Source organism: Priestia sp. SB1 (assembly GCF_038898415.1).
This window is the reverse complement of the sequence record NZ_JBBJSS010000013.1, coordinates 1-22,666: the sequence shown is the minus strand read 5'-3', so window position 1 is coordinate 22,666 and position 22,666 is coordinate 1. Positions and strand designations below refer to the sequence as shown.

The following is a 22,666-nucleotide window of genomic DNA, read 5'->3' as shown; positions in this document are numbered from 1 at the left end:
CAAAAGATACATGCATCCTCTATATACTTTTAGTTAATAAAGTCACCATTTTAAGAAGAAATATAACAAGGAATGATTACTAGTTTAATTAATTAAAATAATGTATTAGTGGTATATCAACAGATATATTATAATGAAATAAAAAGGGAGAAATATCCAAGATGAAAAAGCGCTTGTGGAAGTGGGGCATTATCATTGGAATTACTACTATTTTAGCTATTGGTATACCGCGAATAATAAGTAATGAAACAGAGAATTTAAGTTCAACAGAAGAAAAAAAGGTAGCACAACTTGAAGGAGATTTCCGAAAATGGTCACTTAGACCACTGGACAAATTTATGGTGCAGAGTTACCAAGCCAAATCAAATGGACATCAGTGGAACACCGTAGAGCAAAAATCAATTAAAAATTATCGCGTTACGTACTACACTTTTTTTGGTATCCCTTACATGGAAGTAGAAGTCAGTTAAATCTAATATATATAAATCAAACAAGAAGCCATAGGAACAAGCAATTCCTACGGCTTCTTACCTTTATGTTGCTCCCAAGACCGTCACTATTGTAATCGATAAAACCATGCTTAATAGCAAAGAGATGATCCAATCCTTTTTATCTGTCATTTTCAAAAGTATATTTAAAATTGAACTAATTGCAAGCAAAAAAAGAAAAACAAATAAGGTCATAATAAATTCCATTTTACCATCTCTTTTTTTCCTTATAATTACATTTTGACGCATTATAAAGAGAGAAAAATCAATGAATGCCATATATAAAACCAGTTTACCTAATACAGCTTAAGTGGAAGTTATAAGTATTAATAAAATTATCCCCACCACATGGCTAAAACAAATAATGACCATAGAGAAACAAACAAACTAAGCCCTAAAATAACAAGCCAATACACATCTAAGATACTCTTTTTAAGTTTATTTTTTTTATTGAATATGTAAGTCAATACAATTGTAACTAGATATAAAAAAATGCTTATGCATGTTGTAGCAGTAAGGTAGTAGATTGGATTTAACTTTATTATGTTCTTATCCATAAAATAAGAAATATCTTGACCAAATATTGCTAATAAAGTAGCTGAAAATAGAAAAGTACATATAAATACATTAGCTTTCACTATATATTACACCTCCAAAACAAACTCTAAATAAGATATATTTTATCCGATTAGTGTAATTTTACACTAATTTTTATTTTTTTCAATGTAACAAAAGAAAACTATTAACTAAATATTTTTCCTAATATAGATGGTATTAATATAAAAAGCAGAACATCAAATGTGGTGTTCTGCTTTTTATGACATTAATTTATAATACTATAAAAATATTAACGTTCATTTTCCTACATTGTTCGGTAAGGCATAAACGTTCCGCCAAAAAAATAACTCCATACTACGAGAAGTACAGCAAATAAAACAAACAAGAACCAACCTCTCACATATGTGTTTAATTCTTGTTTGTTTTTTAGCTTTTCTCTGTATTTTCGTTGGAGATCATGATGTTTCGATATATTTTTCATTAACATCCCTCCCTTGAATATTGAACAAACAATTGGAGCCAGTGTTATGAAATATAAAACATAATATACATTACCTTTTTTTCTTACAGCTATATTTATGAAAGGTGTTCTTTTAGGTTGAAGTAATCTTTGCACCAGAATCCCAAAGACTTCAAGGTACCAGTGAGCTCTTATTATTTTCTCCTTTGCTATTCATATCCATTACCACTTCTAACAAAAAGAGGAGAAACACAGCTATAAGCTCAGTTATAGAGGGAATAGTAATGCCTCTAATTAATTCATCAGCAGTATGTATAGCAAACCAAGAAAAGCTACAATCAATGATCAGTCTCACGAGGAATTTTCTTTTAGAATTTCTAATTTGTTGAGAAAATGTATTAATAAGAAATATGGATAGTAAATCAACTATAAATCCAATAATAAAAAACAGTAAAAGGAATATTAATAGAGATAGAAATGAGTCGTATTGTACCCCAAATATTTTAAATAAACCAATAAATCCAAACACAAATGCTCCTAGCATTAATGAAATAGCAATAATAACAATTAAAGTTATAAGAATAACAGTAAATGATTTAGCAAAAAAATTAGATATATTGTGAGAGGGTCAAGTTTTCTTTGCTTTCAAGGTAAACATTTACACCCCTTGCGGCTAATTTTTCTTTAATGTATTTATCCTAGCCAATTGTGCGTATAAGCTAGTATTCCTAAGATGGCTCCAATTCCAGATCCAAATAAAGTAGCCCCTACTAGCTTTAAGTTATTCTTATTATAAGTCATAACCCCCCTTTTCATCCAATTATATACAAAAATGGTTTTTAGTAAATAAATCTCTTTAAACGATATAATTAATGCGTATATACACCCTTAGTTAACATAAAACGTATTCTCGGCAATCAAATGCATTTCTTAAATCCATTTACCGAACCATTTTCTATCACCATTTACACTTCCTAATTTTGAAATACTTATTTCTTGTACGCTCTTATCAACATAATAAAACTCTAATCTTATCTCATGGACTCGATCAATATATCCAATGACGTATAAACCTTGGTCATTAGTAATTTTATAATTGTTTTTTCCATATGCTTTTTCAATTTTTTTTATATCAGTATCAATTCCTATGTGTCTGTTTGTATGAAACTTTTTTAAAGTGGAGCTAAATATTATTGTTTGATCCTTTAAATCTGTTCGTATATAAGCATAGGAATTAGACCCGTAATTATATCCAATCCAACCATCTTCTTTTTCATTTTGAACATCAGGCTTTTGAAGATTATATTCTGTTCTTATATTGATGGACTTATCCATTAATCCAAAGTTATTAATCTTCTCGTTCGATAAATCCGTCGACTTTGTTTGAATTTGTTTAATATCATTAATACCGCCCAAAATTAAATAAATTGAGAAACAGCCTAGTAACAACAAAGTTCCTATAATAATTAAATATTTCTTTTTCATTTTCTTTCCCTCTTTACATTAAATTCCTTAATAATCATAAAGGAAAAAATATGAAATGTATATGCCAGTTACCATAATGTAGCTTCTAGGTAGAAGAAATATTAACTAATTGCACTTGATCAAAATTAAATAAATTACCAAAAAATATATTGACAATTCTAATTTGGTAATTTATGCTATAAAAGCAAGTGGTTGCTTGCATTTATTGTTTTTAAAACTTTTTCAAGGGTAGGTTGAATATGAATAAAATGAAAGACACATCAGATCGTATTATAGAAGCGTTTTTAGAACTATTCAGTACTCAAGGATATAAAGGAACAACGACACGTGCCGTGGCAGAATTAGCAGGTGTAAACGAAACAACTATTTTTAGGAATTTTGGAAGTAAAAAGAAGATAATGGAAAAATCAATAAGTTATATATCGCGTAATATTGTATTAAACAAATTAATGCATGAGGAAATTACATGGAACTTAGAACATGATTTGTTAGTAATCTCAGATGGTTATCATCAATATATTGAGAACGAGAAAATGAGAAATCTAATTTTCATTAGTTTACAAGAAGCTCGAATGTTTCCAGAGCTCAGTGAAGCTATTTCATTAATTCCCAATCAGTTGAAAGACGAGTTGGTTTCATATTTTACTGAGATGTACAAGAGAGGTAAACTCATTGAAACTAACATGGAAGCTCAAGCCATGAACTTTATTTGGATGAATTTTGGTTACTTTCTCTCTAATTCTCGCTTTAGTAAAAATTCATTTTCTGATTCAAAGGAAAATTTTCTAAAATACAGTATTCAGCTTTTTTCTAGGGGGTTAACTCCCTAATATTTTTTGCAACAAAAGCAAGTGAATACTTGCTTTAGGTAGTTAAATAAAAAGGAGTGTATAATGATGAAAACTTTTAAAAATTTCTTTAAGCACCGCGAAACTTATATTGGAATTGCAACAGCTTTTGCTTTTTTACTAATCTTTTTCTGTGTATGGATGACTGCCTATGATGGTGTTACAGACCGTGTAGACCAATTAAAAGTTGGGTTAGTTAATAATGACACTCAAATGGGAAACAATATTTCAAAGAACCTAGAGAAAAATTTACCTTTCAAAGTTAAAGCCTATAATTCTTTAACATCTGCTAAAGGAGATATGAATAAGCGCGATTTAGATATGGTTATAAACATTCCTGCAAATTTCTCCAGTTCATTAAAAGAGAATAACAATACAGAGATAAAATATTTTATTAACCAAGCAAATTCATCTTTAACAAAACAAATTATGTCTGGAGCAACAAAAGATATTACACAAACCATTAATAAAGGAGTATATACGTACAAACAAGAACTTATCCTTTCCAATCTATCTACAGGACTAAGTACATCACTACCATCAGAAGAGTTGGCACAAAAGTTATCAAAAAACATTACAAATGTGCTAAATTCTTTAACTGTTGATCCTGTTCAATCATCTGTTAAGAAAACCAACAATACAGAAGGTTTTGCAGCAACTATGCTTCCATTATTAATTGTTCTCGCTTCATGGGTTGGTGCTATGATTATGAGTTTGAACCTTAATGGTGTTTCAATGCAATTAAAGAAAACCCATGGTAAGTGGTCTATCTTTTTCACAAGACAGTTTATTAATATCGGCGCATCTATTATTTTAGCTTTTGTTACCTTATTATTTATGTACGCATTTGATATAAAACTGAATACAAACTTATTTCAAACTTGGGTATTTCAAACTTTAGTATTTTTCTCTTTCTTATGCCTAACACAGATGTTTGTTGTTCTATTTGGCCCAGCTGGTATGGTATTTAATATTATTTCACTTTCATTGCAGCTAGTTACTTTTGGAGTTATTGTTCCAAAAGCGATGTTATCAAACTTTTATCAAACTGTAGGTTCCTATTTTCCCGCAACATACGTGGCAGATGGATACTACACAGTAATTTTTGGAGGAACAAGTTTATCACACGACATGAGCATCCTTCTTCTTGTGTCACTTGTTACTGTATGTATCGCAATTGGAAAAGTAGCTATACAGCCAGGTGCTAAATTTGAATCAAAACCCTTACCTGCCGAAAAAAATGCTATGGTGCACTAAAATAAACACATATAGATTTGCTTACTTTATCAAATGGATTTAAAGAAGAAATCTTGTTTACATAGTCCATATTATAGGAAATCTTATTTCTAAAAAACCTCTGCCAAGAAGCAGAGGTTCAATCATTTATTTAGCTAGTTCTTTGACTAAATTAATAAAGTCCATTGAATGCTGTTGATTTTTCTTTATCATCTTTACTCTTTTAGGATCTAAAAGGATTTTTTTAATCTTGTTATTCTTCCAAATAACAGTATTGTAAGATGGGACTTTATATAAATCTCTAAACCACTCTTCAGATGTTAATTCTTCTATCGCTAGTTTTAGTTTTGAATAAGAAGTTGGCCTCATTAAAATACCGTAAGACAGTAAATCTTTAAACTCCTCCATCTGATCACCTTCCCATATTCATATTTTATTGGATATCAGCAAATAAATGATTATGCATACTATATACAAAACAAGTTTACATAATACCTCTTTCCGGAACACATCACAAAAAGGAACCCTTATGGGAGTAAGGGTTCAATCTAGGACATCAATATACTTTATGCAGCTTTTTATACATCCTTGATTTATCAACGTTTGGCCTCGGGCTGAGTGACAAATAGATGAATAAAAAGCGCACCTTTTATTCATATGCAACTTAAGTAAAATATAGTATATATGGTAAAAATATGATATTATTGTTTACGGTGCTATGCTATGATTCTTCACTAATTTTGAATCATGAAGAAGCAACCTCGTCCGCCATGTCGAGGTTGCTTTTTATTTTGCTACTTTTTCATCTCGACAAAGCATGAAAAATGAAATAAGTAAACTTAGAGATAAAAAAAGGTTATTCTCTTAATAGAGAATAACCTTTTCTTTATGCTTATCAGTTTGAATACTAATTTTAACACATATTTGTTATTTAATACGGTTATTTATAAAATTACGTTTCAATCTCTTGTTTTTTTCTCAGTCAAAAGTGTTTAACTTATCGGGGAAGAAAATCCTTATTTCAGTACCTTTATCCTTTTGAGAATTTGCTTTTATAGAAAGTCCCAATTTCTCACATAGATTGTTACATAAATATAGTCCCATCCCTGTAGATTTAGCACGATTTCGTCCGTTTATTCCTGTGAAGCCTTTTTTAAAGATGCGCCCAAGGTCAGCTTCACTAATCCCGATTCCGTTATCAGAGACTCGTAAAATAGTTCCTCCCTCAATTTTTTCTGCAGTGAAAGATAGCTTTAAGGAGAGACTTTGATACTTAATAGAGTTATCGATAAGCTGCTTTAAAACAAAGATAATCCATTTGGAATCAGAAGTGACCTTTAGGTTAAGTTGATCCATATTTATTTGAGCACTTGCACGTATGAGAGTCAAAGATAGCGACTTAACAGCTTTATTAACAACGAAATGGAGTGGAAATGTCTCAATTCTGTAATCTTGGTTTAAAGTGCTACTTCTTGCATAGTATAGGGCTTGTTCAACATATCCTTCAATTTTAGACATTTCTGTTTGCATATGCATCTTTTCAGAAGTTCTACGGTTTTCCAGCATTAATCTTAATGCAGTAATGGGAGTTTTCACTTCGTGAACCCACAGTTCAATGTAATCATAGTATTCTTGTTGAGCATTCTTTAGGGAGGAGATCCGGTCGTTCATGACCTTTGTAGCACTTTTTAATATGCTATAAAAAACCTGTCCAGAATGAAACGTTGGCTCTTGTACGATATCAGCAATTAGTGTCTTCTCGTCCAACTGTTCGAATAGAGCCATTAAATTGCCATAATAATGTTTCATTCGATAGTACTCAAATAATACGTTACATAAAAAAAAGAATATAGAAATGGTATTAATTAAGATAATCAAATTTACAGGAAGATCAAATAAAAGAAGCATAAAGGAAGTAATACAAAGAGAAAGTGCATTTAAAAGAAATGAAACCTGCTTTTCCTGCAAAAACTGAAACGCACTCATAGTTGGTACCCTTGTCCTCTTTTTGTCAATAAGTAACCTTCTAATCCAATAGATTCTAACTTTCTTCTCAGTCTAGCTATATTTACATTTAACGTATTTTCGTCTACAAAATCTCCATTTTGCCAAAGTTCATTCATTAGCTCTTCCCTTGAAATGATATTCCCTTTATTAAGTGTCAAAAGACGAAGTAGTCCTAATTCATTTTTGTTAAGCTCCACTTCTTCTATACCAGATATAACTCTACTTTTTAACACATCTAATGTTAATTCTTTGTAGGTTAATAAAACATTCTGTGCACTTTCATTCGTTCGTTTTAGAACTGCTTGAATATGTGCTAAAAGTATTTGCAAGTCATAAGGTTTTGTAATAAAGTCATCTGCCCCAATATTAAGGCTTAATAGTTCATCCATTGGTGTATTTCGACTAGTTACAACAATAATTGGAACGGAAGAAACCTTTCGGATTTGTCGACATATTTGAAAACCATCTTTGTAAGGGAGGTTAAGATCTAAGAGAATCAGGTTTGACTTTGACTCTAAAGATGCCTCTACAATATTTTCAAAGTCATCACTGCTGTTGCACTCATAGCCATATTTCGTAAGGAAATCCATTAGTTCGTTTCGAATAGTTTGGTCATCTTCAATTATATATATTTTCATAACCTTTCCTCCATATTAAGTGATTACAAGATTGTCAAAATTACAATGAAGGAATTTAAATACCAATTTAAAAATCCCTTGATGTTATTTGTAGTACATATGTAAATGAACGACTTTTAATTTGTTTCCAGTGAACTGTAGCCTTCCTTTTGCAATCCTAATAGGTTGAAATGATAGACATCACACATAATATTATATACAAATTTGGATTAAATTGTAATAACCTCAACCTTACAAATCGGTAATGTTGCGGTAAGAAAGAACGATAGTACCAAAAAGATTTAAATGATATCCTGTAAAAAACAGGGAGGGAAATTCAATGAGCACAATATTAAAGGTCGAAAATATTGAAAAAGTGTATGGAAACCGATCCAGCATTACACATGCTTTACACAATATTTCTTTTGAAGTTGATAAAGGAGACTTTCTTGGAATTATGGGGGCAAGTGGAAGTGGAAAAAGTACTTTATTAAACTGCATTTCAACTATTGATACAGTGACAGCAGGTCATGTTTATGTCCAAGGTTCTGATATTACAACACTGAAAGGAAATAAATTATCAAAGTTTCGTCGAGAGAAGTTGGGATTTATTTTCCAAGATTACAACTTACTTGATACCTTGACTGCTTACGAAAACATATCATTAGCATTATCGATCATTAATTACCCTCAAAACAAAATTCACGAAGAAATTAATAACGTGGCAAACGCGTTAAATATACAAAACATCTTACATAAATATCCTTATCAAATGTCCGGCGGGCAACAGCAGAGGATTGCAGCAGCTAGAGCTATTGTAACGCAGCCTTCACTATTATTAGCTGATGAGCCGACTGGTGCCCTTGATAGCAAGTCAGCAAAAATGTTATTAAAAAGCTTAGAGATATTAAATAAACAACAACAAGCTACGATCTTAATGGTTACTCATGACGCATATAACGCTAGTTTTTGTAAAAGAATCATCTTTATTAAAGACGGGAAGATATTTAATGAACTAGTAAGAGGAAGTGACGATCGTCAAACCTTCTTTAACCGCATTATGGAAGTTGTAGCATTGCTCGGAGGAGATATAAGTGATGACTTTTAATCTGATTTTTAAAAATGTAAGACGGAGTATGAAAGATTACGCAATATACTTTCTCACATTGTCTCTAGGAGTGAGCTTGTTCTATGCTTTTAACTCAATCTCTTCTCAGCCGGATTTAAATAAATTAAATTATGCTATGGAACTGTTCGGAGATGCTCTGGTTACATATATAGGACTACTATCCAAATTCATCGCAGTTATTCTTGCTTTTCTCATCATTTATGCTAACCAATTTATTATGAAGCGAAGAAAGAAAGAAATGGGCATTTATATGTCCCTGGGAATGAATAAATGGAAGATATCTTCACTATTCGTAGGAGAAACTTTTTTAGTAGGGATATTAGCTTTAATGGTGGGGCTTGGCATAGGTTTTGTTTTATCACAAGGAATATCAATCGTCGCTTTAAAGTTATTTGTAGGTAATGCAGCAGGTTTTCAACTAATGTTTTCAGCAGCAGCGATGAAACAAACCATTCTAAGCTTTGCACTTATTTTTATTATTGTTATGTTATTTAATACTCGTACAATCATGAACATTAAACTTGTTGAACTTTTGACAGCAAATAGAAAAAACCAAGAATTAAAAATTCCTAATAAACCCATTACACTGCTATTATTTCTACTTTCACTCGTATCACTTGTGTCAGGCATTACATTACTTTTATTTTATGGTTTAGATAAAGATAAATTAACCCGGATAATGGGCCTCCTTGTAGTTGGAGTTATCTTATTTTATTACACAGTTTCTGGTGTGATTATTATGCTAATGAAAAGGAACAAAAAAACATATTTTACTGGTTTAAATGCATTCTCTTTTAGACAACTAGGAAGTAAGATGCAAACTAATTTTCTAGTTATGATTGTGCTGTGTGGACTTCTATTTACATCACTTGTTGTGCTTGGAACAGGATTTAGTACTACGAGCTCTATGAACAAGCAGGCTAAAGCATCTACTCCATTTGATCTTACAATTATGTATCCATACCAGAAAAACATTGCACCTTTAAATCGAGCAGATCGTGACGGAATTAAGCTTAGAAAAAGCCTTAAGAGCTACGCTCAAACTACGTTATATAAAACAAATATGACTTATGAAGATTTGTTTAAGGGGCAGAAGCTAAATCTAGCTAAAGCAGAGCAAAAAATGCTACAATCTCACATCAATTTCATTTCACAAACAGATTTTAACAAGCAGATGAGATTGTCTGGACAGAAACAGATTCAATTGAATCCTAATCAATACATTATAAATGCAAACCACGAAGGTACTGAAAAAAACGTAAAGTATTTTTTACAACACAATAAAACCCTTACCATCGGACACAAAATACTAACCCCTGTAAGTGATAAACAATTTAAAAATATTATCTCTTTATCAAACTCCACAATTACAAATGATATGGGTACAGTAATTATTCCAGATCAAGTCGCTCGTACACTTAAACCAGATAGCTACTTACTTAACGGTAAATTTCCATCAATAAAAGTGGAAGGTCAAGTGTATGAAGCTATGAATAATAAATGGATTGAACATTCACTAAACGGAAGCATGTTTTATGTAACTAATAGTGTAATTAAAGATACGTATTTTGGAACCTTTGGTGTATTTGCATTCATTTGCAGTTATCTTGGCATAGTTCTATTGATTGTAACCTTGTCTGTGCTATCGCTACAGCAGCTAACTGAAATACAAGATAATAAAGAGCGTTATCGTACTTTAGCTAAAATTGGTGCTGATAAAGGAATGATTAGCAAGTCCATTTTTAAGCAGGTCGCTTTTTATTTTGTTATGCCGTTGATTATGGCAGCAATACTCTCTAGTTTCACTACTAGGGTAGTATTAGATAAACTAGAGCCTTTCTTTGAAATATCAATTGCTCAGAATATGATTGTCAGCTACGGGATTATTCTAGCACTATATGCAGTATATTTTATTGCCACTTATCAAAGTGCAAAGCAAATTATCGTTGAAAATAATATTAAATAAGCTAGGGGGATAACAATATGGAGAAGTTTTTAGAAAAACAAGGATTATCCGAGGGGATCATTGAGACGATAAAATGGTGGCTTCCGTACTTGGGAATTGCTGGCGTAATGCTTCTTGTTATTGTCATTACAATGCTCATCCATAGACGTAATAGTTAAAGGAACTAAGATATTTTGATATTATTTACATGAATATTTTATAAGAACCTTTTTTATAAATATTGTTCTACAAAGTGAGAAAATTACTCACGATACAAAAAGGTGTGATTGTACAACGGGGTATATCAAGGTTTTTTTTCTCACATCGACATTGATGTAATATTTACCTTATGTTACAATTATTCCAAACGACAAAACATAGTATATGCAATATATTATGTTCATTTCTTGCATTCAACACAAAAAGCCACTGTCTAGGCCAGTGGCTTTTTGTGTTCTCATAATTTATGGTTAACGGTTCAAATAATTGATTTTACACGAAAATATGATACGATAATAGAGATCAGACTATTTTTTACAAATTTCAACATAACCCTGTTTAAAAGCTACCTCGCCTTCACTCCGAGGTAGCTTTTTATTTTGTGGAGGGTAAAAGTATACTTTTATACGTGTTGCCAGAAATAAAAAGACTCTTATGCATTGCATTGTAAAGGTCTTTTTATTTCCTATTTAGCTACGCTCAAAGAATGCTGTTTATTTGCTACCTCGATGGTTTGAATATTTCGCCCATCAACTTCTCTCACAATAAACTCAAAATCATTATACACAAGGACTTCATTTAACTTAACGTCTATTTTCTGAGATAAGATCCATCCACCTATCGTATCCACCTCATTAGTTTCAATTTTCGTTCCCATTAGTGTATTTACGTCTCTCACTAATACTTTCCCATTAAAAACATAGTGATGTTCACCAATTTTTTGCCTATCGAGCACTTCATCAGAATCAAATTCGTCATGGATTTCTCCTACGATTTCTTCTAAAATATCTTCAACGGTTACTAAACCAGCTGTCCCTCCATATTCATCAAGTAAGATTGCTATGTGGATACGTTCCTTTTGCATCTTTTTTAATAGCTTATTGATAGAGTACGATTCAATCACTTGAATCACGGGTTTAACGTAACAGCTAATGAGTTGGTTTCGTAAGGTGTCATCAAATGCAACATCGCTTAAGATTTCTTTTATATTTACCATCCCTATGATTTGATCTTTATCTCCATCGGTTGTTACTGGGTAACGAGTATACTGCTCCAATGCAGCCATTTCTAAAAATGCACCAATTGTGTCATGTTCAGAGATTGTTATCATCTCAGTTCGTGGAATCATGATTTCTTTCGCCAGGCGTTCATCAAATTCAAAAATATTGTTTACGTACTTTAGCTCACTCTGATTAATAGCACCACTCTTATAGCTCTCAGCTAACAGGAGACGAAGTTCCTCTTCTGAATGGGCCAATTCGTGCTCTGAAGCAGGTTTTAACCCAAACATTCCAACCAGTATTCGTGCAGAACCATTTAAAATCCAGATAAACGGATACATGATTTTATAAAACCAGATGATGGGTCCTGAAAATAACAATGTGACAGCTTCTGCTTTCTGTATTGAAAATGTCTTAGGTGCTAATTCACCTACCACAACATGAAGATAGGTCATCACAATAAAGGCGATACCAAACGATAAAAGGTGTGTAATGGACTCATTTAAGTCAAACTTCATAAAAATGGGACTTAGCAACCTTTCTACCGTAGGTTCACCAAGAACACCTAGCCCCATCGCTGTTACTGTAATACCTAGTTGACAAGCAGATAAATATTCGTCTAAGTGCGTAGTGACCTTTTTCGCAGACACAGCACCCTTTTTACCTTCAGCTACAAGTTGATCAATCTTAGAGCTTCGTACTTTTACAATCGCAAATTCTGTAGCTACAAAGAAACCAGTCAATCCAATTAATACTGCTAGCAATAACAAGTTAATTATGTCCAATTAGTTGTCTTACCTAAGTAAGACGTACACCTCCAATAGATTTAATGACAAATACATTATGTAGAAACATCTAGCTATCTACGCTTCTTTTAAAATAACTCGTTGTAAAGGAACACCACCCATGCTTATCGTCTTTTCAGATAACGTATATTTCTGATGATCAACTAATAAGGTATGAGTATCAATAACTTCACAGGTCGTTCCTTTGTTCTGAAAATGTTTTACGACAGCTTTCTTTAAATCAGTTAGGTTGTAGTATCTTTCTTCAAAATCAATGACAATTTTCTTTTTTCTAAATAACCCAAACATCTAAATCCCCTCCCCTATCTATGCTTATACGATTCATATGTATAAAAGTTCCATATATTTTCATATATTTCATTTATATATGGGTAATTGAAATTAAAATAGCAGATATTTTATATGGTTTTGTTATTTATTGTTAATTTTGTTATATTATTTAATGGATGTAAGAATGGAGGATAAAAATGAGTTTGCTAATAGTAGGGATCATTATTATTTTGTCGGTCGTTGCAGACTATTTTATTTTCGATTACGACGATAAAAGATGGGGATGGCTAAAAGGATATTCTAAGCCTGTAAGAATAGGGATTATCAGTTGTTACTTAGTTATTTCATTTACTATTTACTTTGCTTTAAGCCTTAAATATATCTCTTAAGGTTTAAAGGCTTTTTTTATTTATATTCCATACATTTCTAGTTAGCATAAAACTGTCTATAAGAACTAAAAAGCCTAGAAACATAGTGTTTCTAGGCTTTTTAAACATTATCTATAACGTCTGGCAGAAAAGAATTGAACAATTGGAAAGATAACCAATGCCAGACATAAAGCTGCAAACAAAGAGATATTTCCAAAATCATTTTTTCTGACAAAAACAATACGATCTAAAATCCAAAGAATGAAAAGACCTATAGTTAAGATATGATAGCTTCTTTTAGCACTCATCGTAGCAATTTTCTTACCCATCTCATCTTTTTGAATTTGTCGATCAAATCCCCACGTAGCAAGTTGACATAAAGTAGTGATAACCAAAACTATTGCTATAACTCCCGTTACACCTAATCTAACTCCATCTTTAAAATCTGTTATATAAATCGTATAGAATGCAAAAGCGCAGCTTAGTAAAATAATAGCAGCCCATACATAATTGTTTTTTACATTTTTCATTATAAATTCCCCCTGTTTTTGTATAAAAATAATTCGTCTACACTAACATTCAAATTTCCTGCTAACTGAAATGCTAGCTCTAAGCTTGGATCGTACTTGTTATTCTCAATCGCATTAATCGTTTGTCTCGATACATTGCAAGCATTAGCTAGCGCTTCTTGAGATAACTTTTTAGATTTCCTTAGTTCTTTGATTCGATTATCCATACTTATCAACCCACCCCTAAAATGTAAAAAACATTTTACATTTATAGTATATGGTAATATTTTCATTATGTCAAACATCTTTTACAAAATATCTATTTTTTATGTATATCGCATACAACTTTAGTTAACATAATGCGCTTTAGAGACAGTGAGAAAGAATTTATATTTTTGATTAAAAGTGTAAAAGGGTTAGATTCATCGCTAAGAGTCTAACTCTTTTTATTATCATAAATTGTATAATATTATTTATATTTTGTATAACTTTACTTTACCTTTGTATAAGTTTGTTGTATTATTTGTTTGTAGTCAAAAAAGGAAGGTGATTACATTGAAAGAAAAAAATGGTGACTACGTTGAAAATAAAGTGTATGAGCACCGAGTTTTAAAAAGAATGTCTCAAAAAGAATTGGCTGACGCTGTAGGAGTATCCAAACAAACCATATATGTAATGGAGAAGAATAATTATTCTCCTTCTCTTGTTTTAGCTTTTCGAATAGCTGATTTTTTTGACGTGGATGTTAACGATATCTTTAGTTATGTGAGAGGAAGTGATTGAAATGATAACTGACAAAATAGAAAATGCTGTCTTTTATCCTTTGAAAACCTGGACAGAACAATCGAATAGTAACTGGAATATGCTTATCGGTATTGGACTTTTATCGCTTATAATCGCAATGGTTTTGGTATACGTATTTCAGAAGAAAATGGGTATGGGCGTGTCTGACGAAAGAACAAGTCAAATAAACTTAAAAAGTTCCCTTGTTATGTTAATTGGAATCATCTTGTGCGACCTAATCTTCCCCAAAGAATATATGTGGCAAATTTTCTTCTTATTTAAATATTCCCTCGCATTCCTTGCTGCAGGTATATATCTTGCTGTTCGATATAAAAAGGATTTCTTAAACTAATAAATGGTGTATACCATATTCAGAAGTAGTTAACATATTGTGAATTCTAAGTAGCAAAAGAAACCTATAGAATTTTCTATAGGTTTTTTTAACAATCTTGACTATAAGGTTAGCTTAAAAAAATTATTTATCATTATGTTGGTTGGGATTATACATTCCATTTTGAACCATATAATATTCTATTACTTGGTCTAACCATTTTTCTTCTTCCTCTGTATAAGGTGATGCCATCATACTTTGAAAGTCTTCTATTTCCTTGTCCTCTAATTTTCCAAAAGCATTCATAGCTTCCTCACCAACATATTTAAGAGATGCCTGCAAATGTTTATTTGCCAACTCTTGTACTTCTGGATCATGAACTGGTTTTCCAACTAGTCTTTTCACTTCTCTCGATAAATCAATAAATCCTCTATCTAAAGACAAATTCTCCTCGTCAGATCTATTATAAACCTTATCTGCAATCTCTTTAGAAGTGAAATGCTCAAGCCATGTACGTTGATCTTCTTCATTTTGAATGTTATTAATCAAACTAATTAATATTTCATTTGGAACATCCTCTTGATCATCTAATAAAGAAATCGTCTGATTAATTACCTTCAGAACTTTCTCTAAATGCTCCTTTTTTTTCTCAAATGCTTTTTTCTGTTGAATTAAAGTGTTCTCTAAGTTTAAATGTAGACTTTTATTTGTTAGCATTAATCCTATTTCCTCTAGGTTATAACCTAAGAATTTTAATGCTACGATTTTTTGAAGTTTTACTATATGATCCTCTTCATATAGTCGATGACCGGAATTAAGGTCTTTTTGAGCTTTGAGTAGTCCTATTTCGTCGTAATAATGCAGTGTTCTTATTGAAACACCCGTTTTCTTGGAAAATTCACCAATTAAGAAACTTAAATCATTACCCAACTTATATACCCTCCTTACAATCTAGTATTAATCTAATTAATTTCATCATAATACCTGACGTAACTGGAGGTTCAAGCATTAATTTTAAAAATTTAAGTTTTGTATATAATAATAAACTTAGTTAACATAACAGGTATTATCGAAAATAATATGCTCAAGATCCCATTTATTAAAGGGAAGTTAGTAACGTTGGGTTTTGATGTCATTTTCCGTTTACTAAAAAGATAATTCCTAAATAGGCACTGAACTCCTGCATCCTAGTTGATAAAACAGTACGACCGTACTATAATGATATCATGACAAAAACAAAAGATAAAATCATCCAAAAATCGATGGAGTTCATCTCTAAATATGGCTATGCTAATTTTTCAATAGGAAATATTTCTAAGGAATTAAACATAAGCAAAGGAGTTGTTAATTACCACTTTCCTCAAAAACAGATGTTATTAGAAACATTAATTACCCAATTTTATGAAAAAGCAGCTACTTATATGGGGGAGCACATGGACTTGAGTAAGGATGCAAAAAGCACTTTAGAATCATACATTGAGTCTAACCTAAAATTTGCATCTGAAAATAAAGAAGAAATATTGGCAATAACTGAAATAATGTTAAATGCAAGAAATGAAGATGGAAAATTGATTTTTATGGATGAAAATCAAAACATATTCATGCCATTGATTGAGATATTTCAATATGGCCAAGATGTTGACAAAAGTTTTAGGAAATTCCCTCCCGAAATAATGGCCAGAGCTGTTAGAAGCATTATAGATAATTTTAGTTTAACAATTGCAAAGGGTGAAATAACTGATATTGATTCGACAATAAACGAAATAAAAGGAATATTTAATAAAGCGACCGAAAGAAGTGAGTAAAAATGAGTAAAAATGAGTAAAAATGATTTGCTCAGACTAGCAGGAGTTATTTTTTTTATATTTGCAGTTCAAGGGATTTTAAGGCCTTTGATCAATCTGTTCCTTGGTCACCGGGCAATCTTTAATTTGTTCCAGCTTCAGAGTCCTATTTCACTTACAATCTATGTAATTCTTTTAGGATTAGGCCTCTTGTTAGTTACAAAGACAAAGCCGTTTGAAAATGAGAAGAAATAGTATGCATTATAATTAAAACTTTGAGCAAACTACCAAAGACGCCATGAGGCATCATAAAATAGCTCTCCATTCCTTACAAGGATAGAAAAAGCCACTGATTAGGTCTGGTGTTTTTTTCTGTTTTAATCTGTATACCATATACAAACATAATCAGCATTACAGGAACCAAAGCCCCTTTATTCTACATAGAATAAAGGGGCTTTTATTACCTATAATTACTTTCTACAAGTGCACCTAAATTATCTAAATCTTGACTAATATTTAAGATGATTAAGTAATGCCATTCTCCTTTATGTTTCCCTAAATTTACTACTTGATGAACTTCAACTTGATCATTTTCATACTCTCTAGCTGATTCACACATTTCTCTCAATGTACTGCCAAACTCTGTGTTATTCAAATTCCTTATTGTCAAATCAATATAAGACTGGCTTTTTTTGAAATTCATATCTCACTCTCCCTATTACTAAAAATAACATTAAAGTAATAGTTTGGGTGAAAAATCAGTTACCATAATGTGCGTTATTGATACAAGAAAAGGAACATTCTATGATGAGCGTTCCTTTTCTCTAATCTCAATTCTCTTTAAAATACTTGTCCATTCTTTGCTTTAAATCTTCATAATTTTCATCGGTGGCTCGTTTGAGACCATATGTAAGAACATCTTTCGCTTTCTTTTTCTCATTAGCCATTAGATAAAAATCACATACTCTTTCATAAAATACATCTTTCTCATTCAAAGCCATCTCAGCTGCTGTATTCCAATCTATAATCCGTTCATAATGAGGAATACCTATATTTATTACATTTTGAACAAATTTATTAAACTCTTTTTTATCTGACTTTTTATTGTAAAGTGTAAAATATTCTTCATTACCTTCTAACCAATTAGGAATATTCCAATCTGCGCTGGCAACAACTACATTATTAGCTAACTGAGTACCCCAAGTTTGCTCATACCATTTCCCATATTCATTTGACGATACATCCCACGTAGTCCAAAAAATGCATTCATCTTGGGAGCTATACTGACTAATACAAAAAGATAAACTTAAACTGAAAGGCCCTGTCTTTCTAGAGAATTTAAGTGTGCTTTTGGCATATTTGAAGCTTAAAGGCTCTAAGAGAGAAAGGAGATCAGTTTTAATATAAAAATTAAGTAAGTCTTTTGGTTTCATAATTTCTCCTCAATTAGATGCTAAAGCTGATTTCCATTAGGTAGCAGCATGTAGCTAAAATATTCTTGAAAAACACCCGTCCCTTTAAGCATATTCTTAACAGTGGTAGAATGCTTTTCTACTGCGTTACTAAAAGCCGGATTTCTGGATGGAGTTCGTCCGGAAAGGTAAATAAGTTCTATAAGTGGATCTTCTTTGTTCAAATTGAATGATTTATTAATCAGTGATTCACCGAACTCTTTCGTTTTATCGTAATCTTCTCCAAAGTATTCTGGAAACAACTCAATCATAAAACCAAAAACAGCATTAAAAAATGCATCTTCTTTAAAATGGATGATTCCATATTGATAAAGTTCCTGCAGCAATTCTTTATAGTCATCAGGATCACTTTCTTGTACTTTACTTGTGTTTTCTACGTCCCATTCTACAACTAAATACCAACATAAAAAGCTAAGTTTCAGAAAAACCTTCAAGTTATGGGGATTTTCTTTCCAATTATGATATAACTTATCCCTTGCTGCGTTCCAATCAGATTCTTTTTCCAACTGATCAGTATCTTTGAGTTCCCAGTTTTTCATAGATTACCTCCAATTTTCTTTTAGTCTCCTACTATAGATATTTTTTGGATTTCATGATTACTCAATATTCTTATTAATTCGCTCAATGCTGGATGATAATCTCCAGGGATAAATATTTTTATGTTCTCTAAATCCTTTATAAATTGATCAATTTCGTCTCGATCAAACTCTACGTCAGTTAAATAGTAATCTCTAATTTTTCTCAGATACAAATAACTCCCCCAGTTATTATTTGTGTGAAATAGAGCATCATGTAATGACTCCTCAATTTCTTTAAAATCAAGATACCGATCTTCTTTACCGTACATCTCAATATCAAGTCCCATGTGCTTCCCTCGCTTTCTAATTAATTTATCCAACTAAAGTAATTATATCGCTTTATAGATAAGTATCCTCTAATTAAATTTAATAATAATAGCCACGATAAAAAAGTCCGCAAAAGTATACCTTTACGGACTGTTTGTTTTTTTATATGAAACCTATCACTTTTATAGTTCGTTTTAATTTAAAAACAAATTACGAACGTTTTCATAAGTGTATACACTTTTATGAACGTTCAATTATATATTCGCATAAAAGTTTTATAAGGTTAGCGAATGTATATAGCTATGGATTGGAAGGAGTTCGTTTAGTGCAGAATTAAAATAAAAAGCAGCATTCTCATGTATAAATGGCATGGGCATGCAGCTTTTTTCTGCAAATATAGTTATATACTTTTTCTTTTACAATTTACACTATTAACCCTTATTATGGAATTAAACTCAAAATAAGGTGGGAGATGCTTGTATGAGAGCTAAGATTGAGAAAGCGAACCATGTAGTGATGTTTGAAACAACTGGCGAGTTTTATGCACATGAAGTGACTCAAGGTCCTAAAGTGGGTTTCTTTGCTTGCCCCTCTTGTGGAGTGAAAGTTTATCATAAACAAGATCATTTCTTTTCCCGTGAACATGCAAATACGTGTACTTACGTACAAGAGCAATCTAAGACAAAGTTTTAAAACTGTATCCTAAAATCTAGTTTGCACATTTATTATTGGTGATATTATACATTTATAGTATAATATGAAAGTTGTGCTTATGAACATATAAAAGGAGAGTCAGCATGAAAGGACTAAGTACGTTGAGAAGGATAGATGCAGTGGGGCGCATAGTAATTCCCATTGAGTTAAGAAATCTAATGGATATAGATAAAGATGATGAAGTAGAGATTTTATTGGAAGATGATCATATAGAGATAAAAAAATACAGAGAATCTAATGAATGTCTGATTACAGGTGAGATAACGCCTCAAAACCGTAGATATGCAAATAGCATGGTTCTAAGTCCGTTAGGCGCAAAAATTTTATATAATGAAATAAAAGACAAGCAAAAAACCTTTGAATCTTAGATTCAAAGGTTTTTTATTGAATTATTTTTTATTCTGTATACTTTCTAACCAGTTTTGTACAGAAGACCCTAAGCTAGTTGCTCCTACCTTTAGTTCATCCATAATATAAGAAATTAGATTGTGTAAACTGTACTCTTCCTTATAAGGGTTATTTTTATTGATGAATTTTAGGACTTCTTTTAACTCTTTTATCCTCCCCTGGTCCAATTCTTCTTCTAAATGCCGAGTCATGTATTCATCAACAAAATCTGAATTCCTTATACTTGCTTCAATTAAGAAAGATGCTGCTAATGCAGGAGAGCAATCTAAAGCATAAGCTAAGCGTTTCAGAATATCATACGTTTCTCCATGTCCATCTTTTAAGCGCGTAGAGACACGCTCTTTCTCAATATTCTTGTATAGATGTCTAATTGGCTCTTTGGACATATCTCCCATATACACAGTGCTGCCAAAGCTAAATCCTCTTCTAAAATAATTTGATAGATAGTTCATTACTTTTGAAGAAGCAAGGCCTGATATACAAATTGATTCAATTACATTTTTTACAGGCGTATTTGTAATGTAAGACAATCGATAAACACATTCTTTAAGATCAATTGGAAGTGATGGTTTTACATCTCGTTTTTTGTCACTTCGAATTTTTCTTTTCTTCTCTTCTACTCTCACATAATCACTCCTAAAATCTAAAATTATCTCTAGGACAATGACTTTTTGTACATACCTAAAACATGTATATGGCAGGGGAGGGAGGAGCATGTATATTTTTTTGAGATAGTGGAAAAAACTTATAATACTAGAACATGAGAGGAGTCTTTTGTATGAAAATGACGAAAGAAGAAGCACAAGAAATCGTAAAAAAAATAAAAGAAAACTCTAATAAGTACGGATTACCTGTGAAAAAAAAGAAAAATGCTAGTGCAACTTAAAAGGGGATATATAAGAAAAGGTCTTCAATTTAATAAAAAAAATAAGACTTATATTTTCCTACTATAGTACGCAATAACATTTAGTACGCTGTATAATAAATATAAGCTAACTCAATTACAATAAACTTCAAATTAGACGTACTGATAATGAGGAAGTTAAAAAAAGAGATTGCCTAACAAATTAATTTGTTAGGCAGTCTCTTTTTTAATTGTAATTATTGGTGACGTAATTTATCAATTTCTTCTGGTGTAAGGTTTGTAAATTCAGCGATTGTTTGGGTATCTAAACCCTTTTGAATCATACTTAAGGCCACCTTTATGATCCCTTTCTTTTCACCTATTTCTTCACCTATTTGTTTTCCTTTTTCTTCTCCAAGTTTCTCAGCTCGTTTTAAAGCTGACTTTTCATCTAATAATGCTTTTCTTCGGGCTTCATATGCTAGTAGCACTTCCGGATCTTGACTAACACGTTCCCACTCGTCCATTGCTTTCTTTAATACTTGATCTTCTTGCATCGCAATCTCCTCCAATACCTGAGTGATTTCTTCATCTTCGGATGCTTCAAGTAATAATAACCATCGCACAAGCTGATCTTCCCGTGGATCTACCTCTCTGTTACGCCATTTTATTAATAACTTAGGTAGCTCCATAAAGTGAATTTCCAGCATATCTGTTAAGAGTAATTTTTGCTCTCGCTCATATAACTGAAAAGTGGAGTGATAATCATGAATATGAGATAAATAACGGAAGTTCACAATGTTAATGGTAATCGTTTTACAAAGCTCTCCGTAGTCCATTCCTTCTTTCATTTGACTACTGTACATTTTAGACCAGTAATAGAGTGTTCGTTTTTCCATGTCATGCTTGTTATTAAGCTGAATTTCAATATTAACTCGGCTTCCATCCTCTAACTGTGCGTGTACATCTAAAATAGAGCGTTTATCTTCTTGGTTTTCTTTATTAAAATGCGGATCTAATAACTGCACCGTCTGAATTTTTTTATCATCTGGAAAACGGAGTGCTGCGTTCAAAAAAGCAGCTAAAATAGATTCATTTCCATGTGTGCCAAATAGTGATTTAAATGCAAAGTCGACACGCAAATCTAATCGTTTTGTCATAATACCCTCCATCATTTCCATGTTTGCTATTAGTATACCATGACTATACCGATTCCTTCTATCTAACACTTTAGGAGTAATTTTATTATCAATACAGTATCTGTTACACCTAATTATTGATGTTCTTCAGACAAAGAAGTAAGGAGGGGATTTTGAATAAATAGAAGTACTCGTGCTGATTGTTATTGTTCATAAATAAAATCCTCTTTACCATTATTCTTTTAGTCCAATCAGGTTCTGTATACATATAGAAATACACTAAAAATCAATAGACCATGTAAAGCAAAAAAGCCACTAGAATAGGGACTGACCCCCTAGAGTGAGACAAATAAAAAACACCTTTAAGTTAAAAAACGGGTATGTAGTACCTAACAATAAC

General features: G+C 31.6%; 31 protein-coding genes. 12 read left to right on the top strand and 19 right to left on the bottom strand.

Features of this window, described 5'->3' with window-relative positions; genetic code table 11:
* The first annotated feature begins 161 nt into the window (after positions 1–161).
* Positions 162–470 (top strand): hypothetical protein, encoded by a 309-nt coding sequence (locus WKH56_RS31995; RefSeq protein ID WP_342837413.1) that lies wholly within the window; start codon positions 162–164, stop codon positions 468–470.
* Between the two features lie 63 nt (positions 471–533).
* Here WKH56_RS31995 and WKH56_RS31990 read toward each other — a convergent pair whose 3' ends face one another.
* The 5 genes from WKH56_RS31990 to WKH56_RS31970 all read right to left on the bottom strand — a co-directional run bounded on the left by WKH56_RS31990 (position 534) and on the right by WKH56_RS31970 (position 2,991).
* Entirely contained in the window at positions 534–767 is a 234-nt protein-coding gene (locus WKH56_RS31990; protein ID WP_342837411.1) for a hypothetical protein, read from the bottom strand.
* A 56-nt stretch (positions 768–823) separates the two neighbouring features.
* Positions 824–1,126 carry a hypothetical protein gene (locus WKH56_RS31985; protein ID WP_342837409.1) on the bottom strand — a complete coding sequence of 101 codons (303 nt, stop codon included), beginning with the start codon at positions 1,124–1,126 and terminating at the stop codon, positions 824–826.
* Positions 1,127–1,350: 224 nt separating this feature from the next.
* Positions 1,351–1,527 (bottom strand): hypothetical protein, encoded by a 177-nt coding sequence (locus WKH56_RS31980; protein ID WP_342837408.1) that lies wholly within the window; start codon positions 1,525–1,527, stop codon positions 1,351–1,353.
* A 151-nt stretch (positions 1,528–1,678) separates the two neighbouring features.
* A complete protein-coding gene (locus WKH56_RS31975) occupies positions 1,679–2,083 on the bottom strand; it encodes a YrvL family regulatory protein (protein ID WP_342837497.1) in 405 nt (134 codons plus the stop codon).
* A 353-nt stretch (positions 2,084–2,436) separates the two neighbouring features.
* On the bottom strand, positions 2,437–2,991 hold the full coding sequence (locus tag WKH56_RS31970) for a hypothetical protein (RefSeq protein WP_342837407.1): 555 nt from the start codon (positions 2,989–2,991) through the stop codon (positions 2,437–2,439).
* A gap of 239 nt (positions 2,992–3,230) precedes the next feature.
* On the opposite strand from WKH56_RS31970, the gene WKH56_RS31965 reads away from it, so the two are divergent.
* Positions 3,231–3,821: a TetR/AcrR family transcriptional regulator gene (locus WKH56_RS31965; RefSeq protein ID WP_335708402.1), complete on the top strand. Its 591-nt coding sequence runs from the start codon at positions 3,231–3,233 to the stop codon at positions 3,819–3,821.
* Between the two features lie 66 nt (positions 3,822–3,887).
* A complete protein-coding gene (locus WKH56_RS31960) occupies positions 3,888–5,096 on the top strand; it encodes a YhgE/Pip domain-containing protein (protein ID WP_335708401.1) in 1,209 nt (402 codons plus the stop codon).
* Positions 5,097–5,222: 126 nt separating this feature from the next.
* On the opposite strand, the gene WKH56_RS31955 is transcribed toward WKH56_RS31960, so the two are convergent.
* From WKH56_RS31955 to WKH56_RS31945, 3 genes are all read right to left on the bottom strand, one after another.
* On the bottom strand, positions 5,223–5,483 hold the full coding sequence (locus WKH56_RS31955) for a hypothetical protein (RefSeq protein ID WP_048407597.1): 261 nt from the start codon (positions 5,481–5,483) through the stop codon (positions 5,223–5,225).
* A gap of 570 nt (positions 5,484–6,053) precedes the next feature.
* Positions 6,054–7,061, bottom strand: a complete 1,008-nt coding sequence (locus WKH56_RS31950) for a sensor histidine kinase (RefSeq protein WP_342837401.1) — start codon at positions 7,059–7,061, stop codon at positions 6,054–6,056.
* A complete protein-coding gene (locus WKH56_RS31945; protein WP_342837400.1) occupies positions 7,058–7,720 on the bottom strand; it encodes a response regulator transcription factor in 663 nt (220 codons plus the stop codon). Before WKH56_RS31945 ends, WKH56_RS31950 begins: the two co-directional genes overlap by 4 nt.
* Positions 7,721–8,039: 319 nt before the next feature.
* On the opposite strand from WKH56_RS31945, the gene WKH56_RS31940 reads away from it, so the two are divergent.
* From WKH56_RS31940 to WKH56_RS31930, 3 genes are read left to right on the top strand one after another with little or no spacing between them, the layout of a single operon-like run.
* Positions 8,040–8,807, top strand: a complete 768-nt coding sequence (locus WKH56_RS31940) for an ABC transporter ATP-binding protein (protein ID WP_342837399.1) — start codon at positions 8,040–8,042, stop codon at positions 8,805–8,807.
* A 28-nt stretch (positions 8,808–8,835) separates the two neighbouring features.
* Positions 8,836–10,794 carry an FtsX-like permease family protein gene (locus tag WKH56_RS31935; RefSeq protein ID WP_342837397.1) on the top strand — a complete coding sequence of 653 codons (1,959 nt, stop codon included), beginning with the start codon at positions 8,836–8,838 and terminating at the stop codon, positions 10,792–10,794.
* Positions 10,795–10,811: 17 nt separating this feature from the next.
* Entirely contained in the window at positions 10,812–10,952 is a 141-nt protein-coding gene (locus tag WKH56_RS31930; RefSeq protein ID WP_342837396.1) for a hypothetical protein, read from the top strand.
* A 506-nt stretch (positions 10,953–11,458) separates the two neighbouring features.
* Here the strand turns inward: WKH56_RS31930 and WKH56_RS31925 are convergent.
* Together WKH56_RS31925 and WKH56_RS31920 are read right to left on the bottom strand one after the other, a co-directional pair.
* Complete coding sequence (locus tag WKH56_RS31925) at positions 11,459–12,778, bottom strand: hemolysin family protein (protein ID WP_342837395.1); 1,320 nt, start codon at positions 12,776–12,778, stop codon at positions 11,459–11,461.
* Positions 12,779–12,856: 78 nt separating this feature from the next.
* Complete coding sequence (locus WKH56_RS31920) at positions 12,857–13,087, bottom strand: hypothetical protein (RefSeq protein ID WP_342837394.1); 231 nt, start codon at positions 13,085–13,087, stop codon at positions 12,857–12,859.
* 179 nt (positions 13,088–13,266) lie between these two features.
* Here WKH56_RS31920 and WKH56_RS31915 point away from each other — a divergent pair, with 179 nt between their 5' ends.
* A complete protein-coding gene (locus WKH56_RS31915) occupies positions 13,267–13,458 on the top strand; it encodes a hypothetical protein (RefSeq protein ID WP_057240453.1) in 192 nt (63 codons plus the stop codon).
* A 107-nt stretch (positions 13,459–13,565) separates the two neighbouring features.
* Here WKH56_RS31915 and WKH56_RS31910 read toward each other — a convergent pair whose 3' ends face one another.
* Positions 13,566–13,967 carry a hypothetical protein gene (locus WKH56_RS31910; protein WP_342837393.1) on the bottom strand — a complete coding sequence of 134 codons (402 nt, stop codon included), beginning with the start codon at positions 13,965–13,967 and terminating at the stop codon, positions 13,566–13,568.
* Positions 13,967–14,173 carry a helix-turn-helix transcriptional regulator gene (locus WKH56_RS31905; RefSeq protein WP_061860303.1) on the bottom strand — a complete coding sequence of 69 codons (207 nt, stop codon included), beginning with the start codon at positions 14,171–14,173 and terminating at the stop codon, positions 13,967–13,969. The genes WKH56_RS31910 and WKH56_RS31905 overlap by 1 nt, the downstream gene beginning before the upstream one ends.
* Positions 14,174–14,501: 328 nt before the next feature.
* Here WKH56_RS31905 and WKH56_RS31900 point away from each other — a divergent pair, with 328 nt between their 5' ends.
* Together WKH56_RS31900 and WKH56_RS31895 are read left to right on the top strand one after the other, a co-directional pair.
* A complete protein-coding gene (locus tag WKH56_RS31900; RefSeq protein WP_061860304.1) occupies positions 14,502–14,729 on the top strand; it encodes a helix-turn-helix transcriptional regulator in 228 nt (75 codons plus the stop codon).
* A 1-nt stretch (position 14,730) separates the two neighbouring features.
* Positions 14,731–15,081 (top strand): DUF2178 domain-containing protein, encoded by a 351-nt coding sequence (locus WKH56_RS31895; RefSeq protein WP_342837389.1) that lies wholly within the window; start codon positions 14,731–14,733, stop codon positions 15,079–15,081.
* Between the two features lie 123 nt (positions 15,082–15,204).
* Here WKH56_RS31895 and WKH56_RS31890 read toward each other — a convergent pair whose 3' ends face one another.
* Positions 15,205–15,990: a MerR family transcriptional regulator gene (locus WKH56_RS31890; protein ID WP_342837388.1), complete on the bottom strand. Its 786-nt coding sequence runs from the start codon at positions 15,988–15,990 to the stop codon at positions 15,205–15,207.
* A 296-nt stretch (positions 15,991–16,286) separates the two neighbouring features.
* On the opposite strand from WKH56_RS31890, the gene WKH56_RS31885 reads away from it, so the two are divergent.
* On the top strand, positions 16,287–16,865 hold the full coding sequence (locus WKH56_RS31885) for a TetR/AcrR family transcriptional regulator (protein ID WP_342837386.1): 579 nt from the start codon (positions 16,287–16,289) through the stop codon (positions 16,863–16,865).
* Positions 16,866–17,304: 439 nt separating this feature from the next.
* On the opposite strand, the gene WKH56_RS31880 is transcribed toward WKH56_RS31885, so the two are convergent.
* The 4 genes from WKH56_RS31880 to WKH56_RS31865 all read right to left on the bottom strand — a co-directional run bounded on the left by WKH56_RS31880 (position 17,305) and on the right by WKH56_RS31865 (position 19,181).
* Complete coding sequence (locus tag WKH56_RS31880) at positions 17,305–17,547, bottom strand: hypothetical protein (RefSeq protein ID WP_342837385.1); 243 nt, start codon at positions 17,545–17,547, stop codon at positions 17,305–17,307.
* A 127-nt stretch (positions 17,548–17,674) separates the two neighbouring features.
* Complete coding sequence (locus tag WKH56_RS31875; protein WP_342837384.1) at positions 17,675–18,277, bottom strand: hypothetical protein; 603 nt, start codon at positions 18,275–18,277, stop codon at positions 17,675–17,677.
* Between the two features lie 20 nt (positions 18,278–18,297).
* Complete coding sequence (locus tag WKH56_RS31870; RefSeq protein WP_342837382.1) at positions 18,298–18,855, bottom strand: hypothetical protein; 558 nt, start codon at positions 18,853–18,855, stop codon at positions 18,298–18,300.
* A gap of 20 nt (positions 18,856–18,875) precedes the next feature.
* Positions 18,876–19,181 carry a hypothetical protein gene (locus WKH56_RS31865; RefSeq protein WP_342837381.1) on the bottom strand — a complete coding sequence of 102 codons (306 nt, stop codon included), beginning with the start codon at positions 19,179–19,181 and terminating at the stop codon, positions 18,876–18,878.
* A 460-nt stretch (positions 19,182–19,641) separates the two neighbouring features.
* Between WKH56_RS31865 and WKH56_RS31860 the strand changes: the two genes are divergently transcribed.
* Positions 19,642–19,854: a hypothetical protein gene (locus WKH56_RS31860; protein ID WP_335387703.1), complete on the top strand. Its 213-nt coding sequence runs from the start codon at positions 19,642–19,644 to the stop codon at positions 19,852–19,854.
* Positions 19,855–19,958: 104 nt separating this feature from the next.
* Positions 19,959–20,243: an AbrB/MazE/SpoVT family DNA-binding domain-containing protein gene (locus WKH56_RS31855; protein WP_335387701.1), complete on the top strand. Its 285-nt coding sequence runs from the start codon at positions 19,959–19,961 to the stop codon at positions 20,241–20,243.
* Between the two features lie 21 nt (positions 20,244–20,264).
* On the opposite strand, the gene WKH56_RS31850 is transcribed toward WKH56_RS31855, so the two are convergent.
* Positions 20,265–20,909, bottom strand: coding sequence for a hypothetical protein (locus tag WKH56_RS31850; RefSeq protein WP_335387699.1), 645 nt, complete (start codon positions 20,907–20,909; stop codon positions 20,265–20,267).
* A 475-nt stretch (positions 20,910–21,384) separates the two neighbouring features.
* Positions 21,385–22,287 carry an Rpn family recombination-promoting nuclease/putative transposase gene (locus WKH56_RS31845; protein ID WP_047751996.1) on the bottom strand — a complete coding sequence of 301 codons (903 nt, stop codon included), beginning with the start codon at positions 22,285–22,287 and terminating at the stop codon, positions 21,385–21,387.
* Positions 22,288–22,666: the final 379 nt, after the last annotated feature.

Bases quoted from the DNA above. Each gene is read 5' to 3' on its own strand.
- WKH56_RS31995 (WP_342837413.1), top strand. From the start codon at position 162: ATGAAAAAGCGCTTGTGGAAGTGGGGCATTATCATTGGAATTACTACT.
- WKH56_RS31990 (WP_342837411.1), bottom strand. From the start codon at position 767: ATGGCATTCATTGATTTTTCTCTCTTTATAATGCGTCAAAATGTAATT.
- WKH56_RS31980 (WP_342837408.1), bottom strand. From the start codon at position 1,527: ATGAAAAATATATCGAAACATCATGATCTCCAACGAAAATACAGAGAA.
- WKH56_RS31970 (WP_342837407.1), bottom strand. From the start codon at position 2,991: ATGAAAAAGAAATATTTAATTATTATAGGAACTTTGTTGTTACTAGGC.
- WKH56_RS31965 (WP_335708402.1), top strand. From the start codon at position 3,231: ATGAATAAAATGAAAGACACATCAGATCGTATTATAGAAGCGTTTTTA.
- WKH56_RS31960 (WP_335708401.1), top strand. From the start codon at position 3,888: ATGAAAACTTTTAAAAATTTCTTTAAGCACCGCGAAACTTATATTGGA.
- WKH56_RS31955 (WP_048407597.1), bottom strand. From the start codon at position 5,483: ATGGAGGAGTTTAAAGATTTACTGTCTTACGGTATTTTAATGAGGCCA.
- WKH56_RS31950 (WP_342837401.1), bottom strand. From the start codon at position 7,061: ATGAGTGCGTTTCAGTTTTTGCAGGAAAAGCAGGTTTCATTTCTTTTA.
- WKH56_RS31945 (WP_342837400.1), bottom strand. From the start codon at position 7,720: ATGAAAATATATATAATTGAAGATGACCAAACTATTCGAAACGAACTA.
- WKH56_RS31940 (WP_342837399.1), top strand. From the start codon at position 8,040: ATGAGCACAATATTAAAGGTCGAAAATATTGAAAAAGTGTATGGAAAC.
- WKH56_RS31935 (WP_342837397.1), top strand. From the start codon at position 8,836: ATGAAAGATTACGCAATATACTTTCTCACATTGTCTCTAGGAGTGAGC.
- WKH56_RS31930 (WP_342837396.1), top strand. From the start codon at position 10,812: ATGGAGAAGTTTTTAGAAAAACAAGGATTATCCGAGGGGATCATTGAG.
- WKH56_RS31920 (WP_342837394.1), bottom strand. From the start codon at position 13,087: ATGTTTGGGTTATTTAGAAAAAAGAAAATTGTCATTGATTTTGAAGAA.
- WKH56_RS31915 (WP_057240453.1), top strand. From the start codon at position 13,267: ATGAGTTTGCTAATAGTAGGGATCATTATTATTTTGTCGGTCGTTGCA.
- WKH56_RS31910 (WP_342837393.1), bottom strand. From the start codon at position 13,967: ATGAAAAATGTAAAAAACAATTATGTATGGGCTGCTATTATTTTACTA.
- WKH56_RS31905 (WP_061860303.1), bottom strand. From the start codon at position 14,173: ATGGATAATCGAATCAAAGAACTAAGGAAATCTAAAAAGTTATCTCAA.
- WKH56_RS31895 (WP_342837389.1), top strand. From the start codon at position 14,731: ATGATAACTGACAAAATAGAAAATGCTGTCTTTTATCCTTTGAAAACC.
- WKH56_RS31885 (WP_342837386.1), top strand. From the start codon at position 16,287: ATGACAAAAACAAAAGATAAAATCATCCAAAAATCGATGGAGTTCATC.
- WKH56_RS31880 (WP_342837385.1), bottom strand. From the start codon at position 17,547: ATGAATTTCAAAAAAAGCCAGTCTTATATTGATTTGACAATAAGGAAT.
- WKH56_RS31875 (WP_342837384.1), bottom strand. From the start codon at position 18,277: ATGAAACCAAAAGACTTACTTAATTTTTATATTAAAACTGATCTCCTT.
- WKH56_RS31870 (WP_342837382.1), bottom strand. From the start codon at position 18,855: ATGAAAAACTGGGAACTCAAAGATACTGATCAGTTGGAAAAAGAATCT.
- WKH56_RS31865 (WP_342837381.1), bottom strand. From the start codon at position 19,181: ATGGGACTTGATATTGAGATGTACGGTAAAGAAGATCGGTATCTTGAT.
- WKH56_RS31860 (WP_335387703.1), top strand. From the start codon at position 19,642: ATGAGAGCTAAGATTGAGAAAGCGAACCATGTAGTGATGTTTGAAACA.
- WKH56_RS31855 (WP_335387701.1), top strand. From the start codon at position 19,959: ATGAAAGGACTAAGTACGTTGAGAAGGATAGATGCAGTGGGGCGCATA.
- WKH56_RS31845 (WP_047751996.1), bottom strand. From the start codon at position 22,287: ATGACAAAACGATTAGATTTGCGTGTCGACTTTGCATTTAAATCACTA.